Below are 15,626 nucleotides of genomic sequence, written 5' to 3' on the forward strand. Positions count from 1 at the left end.
GTAGGAGAGCTTCGCGTGTGGATCATGCCGGCCCCGGCGTGGCGACTTCCTCCGTCGGTGCTCCAATTGTCGAAAAGTTCCCAGTGGTCGACGCCGAGAGTAAATACGCATTTCACGCGGGGCGCTCACTTTCGGCGGAATCACCATGCCGAAGCATCATCTCAACAAAGGATTCAGAGGACATTTAGAGGTTGCCCACAGAACCGGCCCTTTCGGCTTCGCAAAGAGAACATTTCATGGCATCCCTTCCGTGTTCGCCTTCCCGAAGACGCCGATCGGCCGCCCTGATTCGTGTAGCGTCTGCCGCCAGCAGCGGGTGCCGGCGGAGCACCGGTGGATCGAGCTGTCCGATGGGCGGGTGACCGTCTATGGGGTGTGCCCACCGGATCAGTTCCAGCGGTGCCGTATCGAGCACCGATTGGCCTGCCCGGCACAGCCACTCCCGGATCTATGGCCGTGGCTGACGGCCCTGCGAGGGGAGAACGCGCGGCAGGCGGAACGGGATGAGCCGGAGCCGCCTCCGCCTCCTGAGCAATGGCCGGACGCCGGCTGACGGGCACTCCGAAAACGCTAGGGCTGACCAGGGCGAATGCCCCAGATCCTGTCCACGAATATCCGACAGGCCCCGTCCTGGGGCCGCTCAACGTTACATGCCGCTGCACATACGCGAAGACCCCGGCCTCAGCGTTTCCGCTGGTGACGGGGTCTTTGGGCACCTCATGTTGGGTGCCCCCGGCAGGATTCGAACCTGCGCACACGGCTCCGGAGGGCGGTGCTGTCCCAGGCATTTGACCTGGTCATTGGACCTGTGACTGAGGAGCTGCGGCTGGCTCGTCCACGAATGGTCCACGCCTAACTCTCCCCCCCCGCACAGCAGGGTTGACCCGGCTCCTGTCAGACCCCCTGGCTAGGCTGCCCGCGACATCGAACTACATCACGGGTGGTGGGGGCAGCCATGGGGAGACTGAAGCTGCAGCCGTTGGGCTCGGCGTGCCAGGGCGAGGGCTGTCGTTCGGAAGGGAGCGTCTTGCGCGATCCTTCGGATGACACGGAGCTTCAACTCGTCCTCGGGGAGCTGGGGAAGCACAACTTGGCCGATGGCTTCACTGAAGCCATCCGCTCTTCAATGGATTACGTCCTCGACGGTTCGCGCACTGGTCGCTATGACCTCCTCTCGAAGGACGTTCATCCAGGGGAACGCGCGTCCGTCGGGGCGAAGCTGGAATACGAAGTTCAGCGTGTTTTCAAGTGGAAGAAGTCTAAGCCGCTCGATATTGAGCTCGCTGGCGTACCAGTCGATTTGAAAAGTACGGTGGGTGACAACTGGGCGATCCCGACAGAAGCGCATTGCCACCTCTGTATCTGCACCCAAATGCGCCTGAAAGACAACGCTCATCGAAGCTGGCTGATTCGAACTCATACGTCTTGGCTCTATCGAGGCAAAGGAAACAAGGATGGAAAACGTGGCATCGCTGTAGATGCCCGCAATCAATGGGGCGTTCCTCTGTATGACTGGACCCGGCTGCCGATAAATCCTCTCACTCTGCTTACCGAGAGTCAGGCAGAGCAAGTCTTCGAGCTCGGGCGAGGGCAAGAGGTCAGGCTACTCAGGTTGTTCACCTACCTACCCAAGGTAGTGATCGAGAGGAGTGTCATACTCACCGTGTGCGCGGGAAATCAAGATCCTATGCGCAGGGCTCGCGCAATCAAGGACAAGGCTGCAGAAAAAGGAATCCTTCTCTTGTGCGGTAAGTGGGTCAGCGATCGAACCGTGGCGAAAGGTTTCGGATTCGATTTGGGGCCGGGGGATTGGGTTGCCATTCCCAATGAATCGGTGGTGCAAGGAGAATCTGCAGGCGCAGACTTCTTGTTCTAGCCTCTAAAAAATGTTGGTGCTCGACGTATGGCGTGGCGCTAGGCCTACCGCGCCTGCACCACAGGGACTCAGTCTGCGTCGGGCACGACGGATGACCTTGCTGCGTGAGTCCTGTTGTCAGTGCCGTCAGGTACGCTCATCGATCGCTGCTGAACGATCGCTTGTGGAGCCGATGTGCCAGATCAGCCCACAACGACTCCTGGAGACCAAGTGCAACCTACCCAGATCGTGGACCTCTTTGCTGGCCCTGGTGGGCTAGACGTGGCAGCAGAGAAGCTCGGTGTCGCAACTGTGGGCATTGAGTGGGACAGCGCAGCTTGCATGACCCGGCGCGCGGCTGGCCTGGCAACGATCGAGGGCGACGTCCGTGACTACGGACCAGCGGACTTCCCTGATGCAGATGTCCTCGCAGGCGGGCCACCATGCCAGACTTTCACAGTCGCCGGCGGTGGTGCTGGCCGCAGAGCACTCGATGATGTGCTGGCCTTCATCAAGCGCATCGTTGCCCGGGAGCCTCGTGATCAGATTGATCGTGATCTCGCGAAGATGGAGGACGAGCGAACCGGGCTCGTGTTGGAACCGTTGCGTTGGGCACTAGAGGCGATTGACAGCGGCAGACCGTTCAAAGCGATTGTGCTTGAACAGGTCCCGGCTGTGCTTCCAGTCTGGGAATTCTATGAAGAGGTCCTGGCAGCCGAAGGGTATGCCACGGATAGTGGGATCCTGCGCACCGAGGAATACGGTGTACCGCAGACCCGTAAAAGAGCGGTTCTTATCGCTCGCAAGGATGCTAAAAAGGTGAGCCTTCCCGAGGTCACTCATCGGCCATATCGGAAAGGCGTCAACCGCGAGACTGGTGATAGTCGCCTAGATCCCTGGGTGAGTATGGGAGAGGTGTTGAACCGCCCGTATCCCTTCCTGGTAATCTCCAATTATGGCACGGGAGGGGACCCCAGGGCGCGAGGCCGCCGCGGATCATGGGAGCCTTCAGCTACGGTAACAGGGAAAATCTCTCGTAATCGTCTGGTTTCCGAGACCGGGGAAGAGCTCGAGCGATTCACCTTTTCCGAAGCTGGCAGATTGCAAACTTTCCCTCGAGATTATCCGTGGTCGGGCAATGATGTTGGTCAGCAAATCGGGAACGCTGTTCCACCCCGTCTTGCCATCCACGTGCTGAGCGCCGCGTTCGGATGGGACTCGCCGTCGGATGATGTGCTCGGGAAACTCGCCCTCTGGAAGGGCGAGGGAAGTGATCAAGCAGGTCTCGAGTCATCCGCTAGTTCCTGCATGGCGCCCTGACACGCCGGAGCTCATTCGCAGTCAAGCGTATGAGCCTCTGAGGTGTTCTGAGGTGGCCGATCACGCACTCGACCTATCCTGCTCCGAAGCAACTTAGGCGGGCGCGTGACCTTGGGTTGGTGTTTCTCCGGCTAGAGACATCGCCATGCCGGGCCCGTCGGCGGAGAACACCACGCCCAGGCCCTCCGACTCGATGGCATCCGGGCCGGCTGGCTCGTACTCGTCGGTGGGCCCCTTCAGGGCCTGGGAGCCGGGCCGGAACACCTGAACGGTGCTCCCAGGGTGTCCTGGGAGCCTGCGCATCCCACTGGTTAGGGGGTGCGACGATGGCTTTGATCCATAGCCGCCGTCCACGAATCGGACGTAAGTTCCGGAGCGCTACTCCAGCAGGATCTCTTCAGGGCGCCGGTTCGTGACCGCGGTCTCGCGCGCGGTCAGTATGTGCTCGATACAGGCTTCGAGGTCTCCGCCGTGATCATCCCGAGCCATGCGCCTGAGCTCCCGAGCCAGATCCAATCCATTGATCAACACGATCGGATACTGGTCCTCGACCATCTCGATCTGCGCGGGCACAGAGTAGGCCCCAGTGGTGACATACACACCGATCCAGCCGCGTCGGAGCCGGGCGACAACCCGAGCGATCTGCTCGGCAGATACGAGACTGTCCGGCTTGACGCACTTCGCCTGCCCGAGAATGACAAGACCGGTGCTGGCAAGTCCGCTGCCAATATCGAGCCGACCGACGAAGTCCGCTCCTCCGTCGCCAGACCGACGGGTCAGCCACCCTTCGACGTAGCTATTGCCGGAGCCACGTAGCACCCGCGCGGCGACCGCGGAGGCGACGGCCTCGAAGTCGTGCTTGCGGCCATCGAAGTACTTGTAGATCAGCTCCAGGTCCTTAGCCTCAATGGTGCCTGGCTTGGGTCGCTGCTCCGGCACTTTGGTCACCTTGGCGCGAGCAACACGCCGGCGGAGCCTGGGCAGTGCCGAGTTGCCGTGCTTGACCCACTCGCGCCACGCTCGTGGGGCGAGCTCGAGCGACGACGCGTCGCTCACAGATTTGTTCCTGCGGGATTCGATCCACTCCCACGAGAGCTTGTCGTGCTCGGTGGTGAGGTCGATGAGGGCAATGTCGTAGACGTAGTTGGTGAACGTGGTGTGTTCGCTGCCACCCCACTGCACCAGTCGCTCAGCCCGCTCGATGATGCCCAGACCGCAGAACTCGACATGCCCCTTGACCTTGCCGCTGCGTGAGACGGCGCGGAACAGTAGCAACGGGACAGCGTTAGCTCGTTCCCCCGGAGTGCGTCCCTGATGTCCTGTGAAGACATCGAGCAGAGCGGCGTTGCCGTTGGTCTTTCCTGGCTCGACGGGAGTCGTGGCCTTGTGATCGCCGAAGTAGCGAACGTGCCCGTTGTCCATGTCGAATATGTCGTGCCACGGAGTCTGCTCCGTGCCAGCCTTCCATGGGCTCGACCGGATGAGAATCACCGGACGCCTGTCCCCATGCAGAGTGTGCACCTTCGCCATGCCGTTGATGCCGGCCTCCAGCAGGGCTCGCGGGAGCTTGGGCGAGTGAGTCACATGATGGAAGTTGGGAAATCCATCCAGTATCGGTGGGTCAGGATTCTTCCCGGAGGCATAGCGATACACCTGACCCACCCGCAACTGACCACTCAAGATTGCCCCCTGACAGCCCTTCCCGACGACCTCATGGCAAACCGTACTGGCCATCACTGACAGGCGGCCGTGTCGCTTCGTTCCATCCGTGCGCGGGAGGACCTGCGTGCATCGCCGGTGTCGCATCCTCGTCCGCGCTACCTAAAAGCCTGCCCACGAGGGATGATCAGGCTCAAGCTGCGATGACAGAGTCGGCATCTGACTCAGGACGATGGAGCCGAGCTGTTCGCCGGCTGGGGTGCCGCGCTTCGAACCTGGCAGCACCCAGTTGGCGCTTAGTGCGTGTGAACGTCCGGCTCCCGGTCAGGGTTGAGTAGCTCATCCTCGACGCTGCTGCCCATCAGGGCGTGGCGGCCGCCGTGACACTCAGAGCACAGCGTCACGAGATTGTCCCTGTCGTTCATCCCTCCCTGGTGCACTGGCAGGATGTGATGAACCTGAAGCGAGACCCCTTGGCCGGGAATTCGGCCGCAGTCCTGACAAGTCTTGTTGTCGCGTTCCAGGATCTCGTATCGGAGCTTGATGGCCTCACGCACCCTGGGGGGGCGTTTGTCCAGGGTAGGGAGTCGGTACGAGCCGGGTGGAAGGGTTGGATCATCGATGCTCGAGACGACCTGCCAACCCTCTTCTTCCAACTCGCGGATCCTGCGGGCATAGGACTTGATTCCGGCGATGTAGGACAACAAATCTTTATCGGCCGGTTGCGGGCTGATGGTCTGCAAATAGGTGAGCATCTTGATTTTTCCGCCTGCCTTCAAACCTCGCGCATATTTGGCGAGCCTCCATCGCTCTGCCAGTTCTTCGTCGGGCTGGTCTGCCGTGAGTACATAATGGTCGTGCGGCATGTCGTCTCTGGTGATGCCCGACTCAATAGGCCAGCCGTACTCCACTCGAAGTTCACGGACTCGGCGGGCCCACTCCGCGATGCAGGCCACTCCTGCCAGTGCATCAGCCGGGACCGACTGTCCAACGTGTTTCCTCAGGTAGAGCAGTATGGCGTCGCGACCGGACTTAATCCCGAAAGCTCGGTTCACACGTGAGAGCGCCTCACGCATCTCCCCCGACAGAACACCGATCTCCGCCGCGGAGTCCAGCCATGAGTCTTGATCGAGCTCGGTGTCCTGCGTCTGCTCTATAGCCTTTAGGTAGCGCCTCGCGGTCACCATCACATCCGTCAGAGCCATTGCAGGATCCATCCCCGCCTCTGCTGCCACAGTTCCCTCCCCGCGTGACTGCAAGATCGTGCAGGCAGCCTAACTTGACTCGGTCGCTGTCGAGGACGGTGCTTTACTGGTGGCGTGCGCGGGCGTACGGCGGCTGAGCGGCCCATCACCGCTTCAGGAGCGAGGTGGGGCGGTTGCTGCTCTGATCTTCGAACTGTCCACATGGGCGGACTGAGGGGCAGTCACCCGGCGACCACTGCTGTTCCCTGTGGCTCCCCGGCACGGCCAGGAAGGATCTTCAGCCCACGTTAGACATACCCCCGCAGATCGAACCGCTAGAGCGGATATACGGATTGGGCGGAGCCGCGGGCGGTGCCGGAGGTGGCTCTGGCACTGGCTCAGGTGCCGGCTCCGGATTGCTCCCATTCCGGCCGCGGGCGAGGAGATACGATGCGAACGTGAAGAGCCGCACCGTGTTCTCGTGACCTAATGGGCAGCGTACTACCCTGCCCAAATCGCTGAAGGAGATCTGCGTCTCGAAGTCCTGCCTGCAGTCATGGCAAGTGTAGTCGTACAGGGGCACTATGGGTGGTCTCCTTCGCTGGCGTTTACTTTGCAGCTATTCGTGCCTTTAGATCCCTCTGCGGTATCCGCTCGCCCAAGATTTACACTCGCGCCACTCAAGAGGGCAGCAAGTAAAAGAACGATCAGAGCTTGATGCATCCGGCGCCCTTTTATTTCGCCGATCCTTTTGTTGCCCTCGAACGCGTCGACTCGCGTTCCGATCAAGACGCCGAGAATTTCTATTCGCGAACTACCGCCAAGCTCCTCAACGAACGGCTGTGGTTCCGGCACAACGGCCCAGCGGCGGGGGCGCAGGCCGTCCAATGAAATGCACAGGGCGAAAACAAGGGCCGCAAGAGCCGCAAGTCCGGTAATCAACTCAAGCTTACGAGACAGCAGCAAGGGAATAGCCGTCACCACAAACCCGACCAACAAGGTGAGTTTTGTTTCTAGGCGCGTCACAGCAGCCACTTCAGAAGCTATTCGCCCTTTGAGCTCATCATTGATGAGACTCATGCTCTCTGCTGACCAACCAGTGTCCGTCACACCGTCATGGTCACACAGAGCAGGCAGGAAATGAATGAAAGCGACGCAAGCCGAACGGGAGTGCGAGATGCGATGTGTGAGGCCCGTGCGGATGCAAATACCAGGTGAGGTTCGCTGAGGAGATTTACCACGCGGTCGGTGGAGCGACTTTGGCCGGGAGCTGCTTTGGCGCGAGTGATCATGGCCCCGTAAGCTTCCGGCGCGTCGGGCAGGCTGTGGACCTGCCCGGTAAAGCACGACGTTGGGGCCATGATCTTCGAGGCTCGCGCCAAAGTGGCTGGCTAAAGTCGTGGAGCCGACCGCCCCAGCCATAGAGGGGTTCTGCCACCCTCAAGGTCGCGCCGTCGGGACTGCCGGTGGCCTGGTGCGGGATCAGCGGGCCATACGAACGCCCGCGCATCTGGCAGAGTCGGCCCGCATGCCACCGCCACCACGATCTGGCCTCTTGCGGTAACACAAAGCGTCTTTGACCTGCACCGTTGGGGATCACCGTTCGCCCCCGTGCCCGTGTTGGAATGTGGCCGCTGCGTGTGGCGACGGACGGGCGGCGACGTGCGGCCGGTGGCGAAGACATGGAGGCGGCGCGGCGGCGACCGGCCGGCGCCGCCGCGCTTGCGCGGCCCTCGGTTGATCCGACCTACTGCTGTAGGCAACCGGGTGGAAAGGGGTGCGTGGTAGCCCCAGAAACGGGGCGTTGAGATCCGACCGCTGTTGCGTCTTTCCCCTTCCGAGGCCGGATCGTGGTGGCGGTGGCATGCGGGCCGGGAGCGGCCGTTGATGCGCCTGGGCGGAGTGTGCGGCGGCCGGGTTGGCGATGATCGACAAGCGCCGTCGGCCGCCGGACGAGCGAGCGCAGCGAGCCTTGATGAAGTAGGGAAACTCCTACCGCGTTCGCTCCAGCGGCAGCCGTCCATGGCCTCGTAGTTGTGGAGGTTCAGGTTGTCGGCAGCCTGCTTGTAGTGATTGAGGGCGACCCCGCATCGAGCTGCACCTCCAGGGCGCTGTTCTCCCGGGTCGTCTCGGTGCTGGGCGCTTCGGTCGAGCAGATGCGATAGACGACGGGCCCCGTGTCTATTTCGATCCAGCTGTCGGGCTCGGTCTCCCTCCGAATGGTCCGGTCGTCCCCCTGAAGGTCATAACCGTCCGTGAGAAGGGCCTCCTTGAGCTGGAACAGCAGACTCTCCAGGCCTAGCTCCTCGGGATGCCGGCAGCCACTCGTCTGCTCTTTGGCGGGCGAGGTGCCCTGTCCCGGACTGACCGCGGCCGGTTCTTCGGCACCGGTGCTGCTTCTTCTGATCGGGCGTGATGAGTGAACGGGCCGGGGCCCGCTCCGGATAACCTCTCGTTATCCGATGTGGTCGTTCTTCTGGGGCGTCCGAGGCGTTACGATGCGATGCCACTTCGGCACCGCCTTGTCAGGTGATGGGAACGAGATTCTCGCCCGCACTGCCTTCGCGAGATTCTGATCCCAGATCAGGGCGGTTTGACCCGTACTCCAAAGGCGCTCGCTGCTTAGGCATGCGCCGGCATGGCCAGCTGGCAGGGCGCACCGACATATGTGATACAGGACTGCTGGGGAGGACTCGTGTTCCCAGCCAACCCACGCTGGCTGACCGTCCGCGCATGACTTAGCCAGTGCACGGTGCTGACCCTTGTGCCCGTGGAACAGCAGACAGGAAACACCTGACTCCTCGTAGGGCTCCGATCGTGACAGGCGGCGGTCTACGGTACAGGTCACCGGGGGAGGGTTGTGTGGCCTGGGCTTGGCCGGCAGGTAGGTTGCCGGGACGGCAGCGGGCTCCAGCGCTCCGGCCGTGGGGGCCGCTCGACGCTTCCGGTATGCCGCCTGGCGGCAAGCGTTCGAGCAGAAGCGGCGGGGGCGGCCCCCATGCGCTGAAAGCAAGTGCTGCAGCATGAACGGCTCATCGCATTGAGGGCAGCGGCGGATGAGTGCCTCGGACGTTTCCCTTACCCAGCTGCGCAGCTCTGCCGAAACAGGGGTCCGTCCTCCACCGAGCTCGCCTACTGTCCTCCACCAGTGGATCGGTAGCTCCAGCCTTTGCAGGACCTTGCGGTGCCTCTTGCGTACCTCCTCCTCGGGGCGGCGCAGCAAGCGGGCAGTTTGCGTCAGGGGCCAATCGAGGACGACTGTCATGAGGAACACGGTGGCTTCAACGTCGTTCAAGGCATCGAGTACTCGACACACGACGCTGGTGTCCGCACGGTCTGCTGTGGGGTCGCGGAAGAAGTCCTGCCGCCTCATCGTTCACCTCCTTCCCGCGCGGTTGACAGCTTGCTCGCCAAGGTGCCCTGTTCCGTGACAGCCTGCCGGAGCATCGCAAACTGGCCGGCGGCGATGCTGATTGTGGGGGCGACAGGGCCAGACAGGTCCTCCATCGCCGGAGCGAGAGGAGCGGGTGCCTGGCTTGGGACGTTCCGCCACTTGCCCCAGGGTAGGAAGCAGGACAGTGCCCCAATCACACAGCTCAGCCCGACCAGAACAGCTGGCACGTCCTCAGCTCGGGACTTCTTTAGCACCGGCCGGATAGTCCAGGCCACCAGCGCCGCGAGCAGGACCATGATCACAGCGAGGCCCCCCACATAAGGCAAGGAGCTGGCCAGCCAACCAGCCGACAGTACGTGCACGAAGACCTCCGAAAACGCGAAAGGCCCCGGTCGATAGACCGGGGCCGAGATGAATGAACTAGCGCGGTAGGGGCATGCAGGACGGCAGTAGCCGCCCCGACGCGAAGCGGCCCCTGCCTTCCTCAGAGGAAGGCAGGAGCAGCTACAGACACACGTGTGTCCGATGCGGGCAAGAGCCTGACACACGAAGCCACGAAGTGCGAACAGCATGCGCTCAGCAGGTGGTTTACCTGCGGGAGTGTGCAACACCCGGGGAGGTTTCGTAACGCTCCACTCCTGACTACCGGGCGGAGCCGTAGGCGACGGACTCGGCGACCAGCACGTCCCGGAGCCGCGATGACAACAGGTCAAGCCAAAGCAGGGACAGCAGCGGCCTGTAGGCGATCAGCTCGTCTCCAGGTCTTTGTCTCAGCGAGGACTAGACGACAGCGCTCCGCTCGGCCAAGTCGCGCAGCGACTCAGGGATGCGAGGGCCCGAAAGCTGGAGCAAGTCGCGGATGACCTCGCGGGCCAAGTGGTGATCCTGGATTTGCTCGGGCGCCAGAGCCTCGGCTTCCAAGAGCGCGGCTGTGGCCTCGCCGACGTGTCGCCGCTGCGCGTGTGCTCGCGCCACGTCAAGCAGAAAACGTGACTGACGCTCCGGGGAGAGACCCGATGCGTCAACCCGCTGGGCCACTTCCAGGGCAAGCCCGGCGTCTCCCAACTCCACAGCCGTGCTTACGGCGTGGATCTCGACGTTCGTCGGCCCGAACTCCGTGTCGAAGTCGTTGCGGTCCTCACCCAACCGCGCCGCGATCTCTCGCGCTCGGTCGATGTGCTCATGGGTCCGCCTTCGGTTGCCTTCCCTCGCGTTGATCACCGCAAGGACCAGGTTCATGGCGCCAAGTAGAGAGAGTTCTTGCGGCGGGCATGCTGGGGCCTCTGCCCTTGGGGCCATGACGGATACAGCGGACCTTGCTGCCTGCTCGGCCTGCTCCATGTGCTGCTGCCGCATGAAGGCGTGCGCCATGCGGAACAGGCTCGCGACAACCTCCAACGGCTGGCCGGCGAGTTCGGCCGCCTCCAGGGCTCGATCAGCCGCGACCCATGCCGCATCGGCCTGGTCTTGGCGGGTGAAGCTTGCCGCGGCCACCTGGTACGCCTTGGCCCGCAACAGGTGCAGTTCTGCGCGCTCAGAGGCGGGAGCGTGCCGTACGGCTGCTTCGATGAGTGGGAGCAGCTTGGCAAGATGATCGCTCAGGGCTGCGTAGCTCGACGCGTGTGCAAGCGTCCATGCCTCTTCCACTCGTCGACCGAAGTCTGCGAGCGACGGTGTCGGTTCGGCCGGGGCCTGCTGAAAGAGACTGCCCAGGGCTGGATGCCCAGTAAGGGCTACGCGCAGGCCGTCGAGGTCGTTGCTTTTCGGCTGCTCCTCCTCCGCCCTGGCCTCCTCGGCTGGGGCGGCATCGGGCCGGACATCTCGCACGGACACGTTGAGAGCATCGGCTAGACCCTGGAGGATCGACAGCCGCTCAACAGGCTGTACGCCGCGTTCTACCTGCGAAACCCAGCTCTCGGAACGTCCCATCGCCGCGGCAAGGTCGCTCTGTGACATGCCGGCGGCTCTGCGCAGCTCCCTAACCCGCTGACCGACGGTCCTGGTCTCGGAATCGCTCACTTCTCGGCCCCGGTGGGGTACTTGCCGGTGTACGGCTGAAGGCGATCAACCTTGGTCTTCTCGACGTACTTGTTGCGCTCTGTCAGGAAGTGGCGAGTGTGCGGCTGACGCTCATGCTCCTCGAAGGCGGCATGGTCGGCGTACAGCTCGAAGAAGACTCGCTCATTCGGCGCACCCTCCACCTCATGGCAGGCGTACACCAGCGTGCCGGGCTCGTGCGCACGGATCCCTGTGGCGGTCTCTCGGACCAGGGCGTCGAACGCCTCTCCTGCACCATCGCGCAGCGTGAAGCGGACGAAGAGCCCAAAGTTGCTCATAGTTCCTCCTTCTCGTTGCGCTCAGTCTCGCAGACTCGGAGTTCTGCTACTAGTCGCAGTTTTTCTGTTGACCCGCAGTTTTTCTGCGAGTACCTTCGGTGGTGTCGAACAACAAGCCGCCCCGGGCTGCGTGCCATCCGCCAAGATCACAACGCTGCCCGGGGCTTGTCCCAACAGGGAGACTCCATCATGCGTCAGATCCCCGTGGACACCGCCGCGATGACGGTCATGCTGATCCAGGTCCCGGAGAAGAAGGTCAAGAACCGTGAGACCGGTGAGGTCGCCACGGATCGGCAGTCGGGCCAGGTGCTCTACAACGTCAGCGTCGCCGTGATTGTGGACGGCCGTCCGGACGCGGTGACGATCGTGGTTGCCGAGGACGGCATCCAGCCGGACCTCGTGGCGGGCATGCCGGTTGAGCTCCCGGGGCTGGTGGCCCGCCCGTGGGAGAACGACTTCGGGCACGGCATCTCCTACCGCGCGATTGCGGTTGCCGCGAAGCAGCTCACCCCGGCCGGCTCGAACGGCAAGAGCTGAACACCATGGCAAAGCTGCTGATCGTCGCCGCGTTAGCGGTCCTGGTCGGACTGGCGCTGCTGCTGCGGTGGCGGCGACCCGCCTGGTACTGGATGACCTTCGGCGTCCTGTTCGCCACCCTCAAGGTCCGCATCCGGTACGCGTCCGTGATGGACGCCTGTGACCTGACGGTCGCCGCCTCGCGGTTCCGGCTGACCCTGGCTCGCTGGTTCAACTGGGAGACCCCGCGGCAGCGGGTTCCCCGGCTTCTGTGGATCAAGCCGACCCGGACCGGTCTGCGGCTGCGCATCCGGATGCGGCCTGGTCAGGATGCCTTCGACTACTCGGCCGCGGTCGACCGGCTGCGGCACGCCTTCGGCGTCCACCAGGTCACCTCCCGCGAGATCAAACCCGGCACCGTCGAAGTCGCCATGACCGGCTACGACGTGCTCAAGCGGGTGCAGATGCCCGCCCGCGTCGACCGCAGCGAGCTGCGCATCCCGGTGGCGCTGCGCGAGGACGGCTCGGTCCACTACCGCGACTACAGGCAGACACCGCATTCGATCACCCTGGGGGCGGTCGGCTCCGGCAAGTCCGTCACCCAGCGCCAGGTCATCAAGGAACTCGCTGCCCAGCATGTTGCGTTGGTCGGCATCGACTGCAAGAACGGAGTGGAACTCGCCCCGCTGGCAGGTCGGTTCTCGGGCCTGGCCGACAATCCCGACGATGCCGCCGATCTCCTTGAGGCCCTGGTGGCGCGCATGGAGAGGATCTATCAGATCATCCGCCGCGAGCAGCGGGTCAGTGCGGACACTCCGGATGCTGAGATCACCGCGGACATCTGGGGTCTGCCCGAGGACCTGCGCCCGGTGCCCGTGGTCCTCACTATCGACGAGATCGCCGAACTGGCCTTGTTCACCACTACCGCGGAGAAGAAGCGTCGGGAGCGGGCCGTGGTAGCCCTGGTCCGGCTGGCCCAGCTCGGTCGCGCTGCCGGCATCTTCGTCGACATCTACGGCCAGCGCTTCGGCTCCGAGCTCGGCGACGGCATCACCATGCTCCGCGCTCAACTCACCGGCCGGATGTCCCACAGGGTCAACGACGAGTCCAGCTCGAAGATGGCTTTCGGGGATGTCTCCCCGCACGCGGTGTTCGCCGCCACGCAGATCCGCAACGACCAGCCTGGCATGGCCGTGGTCGGTTACTCCAGCGGCGAGTGGACGCGCATCCGTTCCGCCTACACCTCGATGCGCGAGGCCGTGACTGCCTGCAACCGGCATGCCGATCTGACGCCGGATCTTCCGGAGCTGGCTCGCTTCCGCCCGCTGGTGGATCTCGCCCCCGTCCAGGCGCCTGCGGTGGCCAAGGCCGCCTGACTCCGCCCCGTTCCACGGTCGGCGTGACCGTCTCGCGCCAGGTCCCTACCCGAGCCATGCCTCACGAAGGGAGCAAGCCCGCTATGTGTCCCGACTGCGAGGACTTCACCCGCACCGTCCGGATGTCCGGTCAGCTCGCCCTCTACGGCGACACCGCCGGAGCCGACATCGACTTCATCGAGATCGTCGGCTCCTCCCTCGCCGCCTCACTGCCCGAGCCTCCGCCCGGGACGTTCCCGCCCGGCTACGACCCGAACGAGGGTCCCGAGTACCCCGGAGAGGGGCGGTGACCGTGCCCGCCGCGAAGAAGCCCGCCGCCCGCCGTAAGACGGCTCCGCCCAAGCCGGCGAAGTGCCAGAACTGCGACGGCACCGGCGAGGTCACCGAAGCCGTCAAGGTCGGCACCCGCAAGGGTTGCGCCACCGACGACCGGCAGACCGGTCTGTGCCTGACCTGCTGGGGCACCGGCGAAAGCCCGACCGGCTGAACGCCCGCCGGGGCTGGGCGGTCGGACACCGCTCCCCGCCCGGCCCTGGCCCAGCTCTCCGCAAAGGAGGTGAAGACCATGACCCGCTCCATCTGGTCCGTCGTCCTGCTCGTCCAAGCCGTGATCGCCGGAGCCCTGTCCTTCGCCCACCTGCACGACATTGCCGCCGCGGCCGGACAGTCCGGCTGGAAAGCCTGGGCCTACCCCATCTCCGTCGACCTGCTTATGGTTTCCGCCTGGCGCCGACTGCGGGCACAGCACTCAAGCCTGGCCTGGTGCTGGTTCCTGATCGCCCTGGTCTCCTCGCTCGGCGCCAACATCGCTACCGCCGGCTTCCTCGACCTTGCCCACCCGCCCGCCCTGCTCCGCCTTGGCGTTGCCGGCTGGCCCGCACTCGCCTTCCTCGGCGGCACCCTGCTCGTCCACGCCGCCGAACCGTCCACCGACCCGGCGGTGCCCACGGCCTCCGTCCTGGACGTCGAACGTGCAGCCGCCCCGACACCTGAGTCGGAGCCGGTCACGGTTCCTCCCGTCGACGGCATTCCGGCCCTGCCTGCCGCCGACCCGGCCCCCGCCGCGCCCGCTCCAGCCACGTCAGTGCCGCCCGCGTTGGTCGCCCACGCCCGCAAGGTCGCAGACGACCACCGCGCCCGCACCGGCAACGAGATCGACCCCGACACGCTGCGCGCCCGCCTCGGCGTCCCTGCGCCCATGGCAGCCGCTATCGCCGCCCAACTCACCTGATCAGAAAGGGTATCGACCGATGGGACACCGGTTCTTCCTCTTCGAACGCCTCGCCCGCTACGGCCCGGTCGAGATCGGCCGCGCCCTCACAAAGAACGGCGAGAAGGGCTACGTCGCTTCCTGCACCGCTGATCAGTGCGGCTGGTCGTCCGAATACACCAACTACGGCGCCGTGTGCGTGGCGGCCAAGGGCCACCGCTGCCGGATCAAGAGCAGGCACTAGCCGAAAGGACTCACACCGTGTCCGTGCCGCTGTGGTTCTTCATCGCCTGCATCGCCGTGGCCGGCGTCAAGCTCGCCCGCCCGCCGCTCTGGCTTGTGATCGTCCTGCTGATCGGCGGCTACATCCTCGCCAACAGCCTTCTTGCCCCGGCCATCGACCCATTCGTCAAGTAATCCCCTGCAGACGGGAGTTGACACATGCTCCGCCCGAAGATCCCGACCATGCCCACACCGACCGGGCAGACCACCCCGCCCGCCGTGGTCGCGCCGACCACCACCATCCCGGCCGCTCAGACCCCGCCGCCCGTCCCGGTCGCGCCGGCGTCGTCCAGGCCCACGATCCAGCTCACCCCGGGCACCGTGATCGCCCTCCTCGGCGGCGGCACGTTCGTGGTCCTGGTCGTCGGCGCCGTCCTGGTCTCCATGTTCCTCGCGGTCGCCATCACCGGTGCCTCGGTCGCCGTGTGCGCAGTCGTCCTGCGCTCCCTGGTCGCCTCCGACGCGAAGCGACGCTGACCGGCCCCCGGGCGGCC

The 15,626-nt window shown here is 64.3% G+C and carries 17 protein-coding genes; 11 read left to right on the forward strand and 6 right to left on the reverse strand.

Annotated elements, in window-relative coordinates:
* Nucleotides 1–145: 145 nt before the first annotated feature.
* The 3 genes from ACIF83_RS14895 (at nucleotide 146) to ACIF83_RS14905 (ending at nucleotide 3,175) form a co-directional block, all read left to right on the forward strand.
* Nucleotides 146–553: a DUF6083 domain-containing protein gene (locus tag ACIF83_RS14895; protein ID WP_399726867.1), complete on the forward strand. Its 408-nt coding sequence runs from the start codon at nucleotides 146–148 to the stop codon at nucleotides 551–553.
* A gap of 474 nt (nucleotides 554–1,027) precedes the next feature.
* A complete protein-coding gene (locus ACIF83_RS14900; RefSeq protein WP_399726870.1) occupies nucleotides 1,028–1,876 on the forward strand; it encodes a NaeI family type II restriction endonuclease in 849 nt (282 codons plus the stop codon).
* A 228-nt stretch (nucleotides 1,877–2,104) separates the two neighbouring features.
* Nucleotides 2,105–3,175 (forward strand): DNA cytosine methyltransferase, encoded by a 1,071-nt coding sequence (locus ACIF83_RS14905; RefSeq protein WP_399727172.1) that lies wholly within the window; start codon nucleotides 2,105–2,107, stop codon nucleotides 3,173–3,175.
* A gap of 378 nt (nucleotides 3,176–3,553) precedes the next feature.
* On the opposite strand, the gene ACIF83_RS14910 is transcribed toward ACIF83_RS14905, so the two are convergent.
* From ACIF83_RS14910 to ACIF83_RS14935, 6 genes are all read right to left on the reverse strand, one after another.
* On the reverse strand, nucleotides 3,554–4,855 hold the full coding sequence (locus tag ACIF83_RS14910) for a restriction endonuclease (RefSeq protein WP_399726873.1): 1,302 nt from the start codon (nucleotides 4,853–4,855) through the stop codon (nucleotides 3,554–3,556).
* Nucleotides 4,856–5,130: 275 nt separating this feature from the next.
* Nucleotides 5,131–6,069, reverse strand: coding sequence for an HNH endonuclease (locus ACIF83_RS14915; RefSeq protein WP_399726876.1), 939 nt, complete (start codon nucleotides 6,067–6,069; stop codon nucleotides 5,131–5,133).
* A 247-nt stretch (nucleotides 6,070–6,316) separates the two neighbouring features.
* Nucleotides 6,317–6,601: an FmdB family zinc ribbon protein gene (locus ACIF83_RS14920; protein WP_399726879.1), complete on the reverse strand. Its 285-nt coding sequence runs from the start codon at nucleotides 6,599–6,601 to the stop codon at nucleotides 6,317–6,319.
* Nucleotides 6,601–7,098 (reverse strand): hypothetical protein, encoded by a 498-nt coding sequence (locus tag ACIF83_RS14925; RefSeq protein ID WP_399726882.1) that lies wholly within the window; start codon nucleotides 7,096–7,098, stop codon nucleotides 6,601–6,603. Before ACIF83_RS14925 ends, ACIF83_RS14920 begins: the two co-directional genes overlap by 1 nt.
* 3,094 nt (nucleotides 7,099–10,192) lie before the next feature.
* On the reverse strand, nucleotides 10,193–11,431 hold the full coding sequence (locus tag ACIF83_RS14930; protein WP_399726884.1) for a helix-turn-helix domain-containing protein: 1,239 nt from the start codon (nucleotides 11,429–11,431) through the stop codon (nucleotides 10,193–10,195).
* Nucleotides 11,428–11,748, reverse strand: a complete 321-nt coding sequence (locus ACIF83_RS14935) for a putative quinol monooxygenase (protein ID WP_399726887.1) — start codon at nucleotides 11,746–11,748, stop codon at nucleotides 11,428–11,430. Before ACIF83_RS14935 ends, ACIF83_RS14930 begins: the two co-directional genes overlap by 4 nt.
* Nucleotides 11,749–11,937: 189 nt before the next feature.
* Between ACIF83_RS14935 and ACIF83_RS14940 the strand changes: the two genes are divergently transcribed.
* The 8 genes from ACIF83_RS14940 (at nucleotide 11,938) to ACIF83_RS14975 (ending at nucleotide 15,609) form a co-directional block, all read left to right on the forward strand.
* Nucleotides 11,938–12,285, forward strand: a complete 348-nt coding sequence (locus tag ACIF83_RS14940) for a hypothetical protein (protein WP_399726890.1) — start codon at nucleotides 11,938–11,940, stop codon at nucleotides 12,283–12,285.
* Between the two features lie 5 nt (nucleotides 12,286–12,290).
* A complete protein-coding gene (locus tag ACIF83_RS14945) occupies nucleotides 12,291–13,640 on the forward strand; it encodes an FtsK/SpoIIIE domain-containing protein (RefSeq protein WP_399726893.1) in 1,350 nt (449 codons plus the stop codon).
* An 83-nt stretch (nucleotides 13,641–13,723) separates the two neighbouring features.
* Nucleotides 13,724–13,930: a hypothetical protein gene (locus ACIF83_RS14950; RefSeq protein ID WP_399726896.1), complete on the forward strand. Its 207-nt coding sequence runs from the start codon at nucleotides 13,724–13,726 to the stop codon at nucleotides 13,928–13,930.
* The gene (locus ACIF83_RS14955) at nucleotides 13,927–14,127 is read left to right on the forward strand and encodes a hypothetical protein (protein WP_399726899.1); all 201 of its coding nucleotides are present in this window, start codon (nucleotides 13,927–13,929) and stop codon (nucleotides 14,125–14,127) included. Before ACIF83_RS14950 ends, ACIF83_RS14955 begins: the two co-directional genes overlap by 4 nt.
* Nucleotides 14,128–14,205: 78 nt before the next feature.
* Nucleotides 14,206–14,871, forward strand: coding sequence for a DUF2637 domain-containing protein (locus ACIF83_RS14960; RefSeq protein ID WP_399726902.1), 666 nt, complete (start codon nucleotides 14,206–14,208; stop codon nucleotides 14,869–14,871).
* A 19-nt stretch (nucleotides 14,872–14,890) separates the two neighbouring features.
* The gene (locus tag ACIF83_RS14965) at nucleotides 14,891–15,094 is read left to right on the forward strand and encodes a mobile element transfer protein (protein ID WP_399726905.1); all 204 of its coding nucleotides are present in this window, start codon (nucleotides 14,891–14,893) and stop codon (nucleotides 15,092–15,094) included.
* Nucleotides 15,095–15,111: 17 nt separating this feature from the next.
* Nucleotides 15,112–15,267, forward strand: a complete 156-nt coding sequence (locus ACIF83_RS14970; protein WP_235460801.1) for a hypothetical protein — start codon at nucleotides 15,112–15,114, stop codon at nucleotides 15,265–15,267.
* Nucleotides 15,268–15,291: 24 nt separating this feature from the next.
* Nucleotides 15,292–15,609: a SpdD-like protein gene (locus ACIF83_RS14975; protein ID WP_399726908.1), complete on the forward strand. Its 318-nt coding sequence runs from the start codon at nucleotides 15,292–15,294 to the stop codon at nucleotides 15,607–15,609.
* Nucleotides 15,610–15,626: the final 17 nt, after the last annotated feature.

Origin of the sequence: Streptomyces sp. NPDC085866, from assembly GCF_044541035.1 — a bacterium.
Taxonomy (GTDB): Bacteria; Actinomycetota; Actinomycetes; order Streptomycetales; family Streptomycetaceae; genus Streptomyces.

Coding starts and splice junctions, on each gene's coding strand:
- ACIF83_RS14895 (WP_399726867.1), top strand. CDS start 146: ATGCCGAAGCATCATCTCAACAAAGGATTCAGAGGACATTTAGAGGTT.
- ACIF83_RS14925 (WP_399726882.1), bottom strand. CDS start 7,098: ATGAGTCTCATCAATGATGAGCTCAAAGGGCGAATAGCTTCTGAAGTG.
- ACIF83_RS14935 (WP_399726887.1), bottom strand. CDS start 11,748: ATGAGCAACTTTGGGCTCTTCGTCCGCTTCACGCTGCGCGATGGTGCA.
- ACIF83_RS14940 (WP_399726890.1), top strand. CDS start 11,938: ATGCGTCAGATCCCCGTGGACACCGCCGCGATGACGGTCATGCTGATC.
- ACIF83_RS14945 (WP_399726893.1), top strand. CDS start 12,291: ATGGCAAAGCTGCTGATCGTCGCCGCGTTAGCGGTCCTGGTCGGACTG.
- ACIF83_RS14950 (WP_399726896.1), top strand. CDS start 13,724: ATGTGTCCCGACTGCGAGGACTTCACCCGCACCGTCCGGATGTCCGGT.
- ACIF83_RS14960 (WP_399726902.1), top strand. CDS start 14,206: ATGACCCGCTCCATCTGGTCCGTCGTCCTGCTCGTCCAAGCCGTGATC.
- ACIF83_RS14965 (WP_399726905.1), top strand. CDS start 14,891: ATGGGACACCGGTTCTTCCTCTTCGAACGCCTCGCCCGCTACGGCCCG.
- ACIF83_RS14975 (WP_399726908.1), top strand. CDS start 15,292: ATGCTCCGCCCGAAGATCCCGACCATGCCCACACCGACCGGGCAGACC.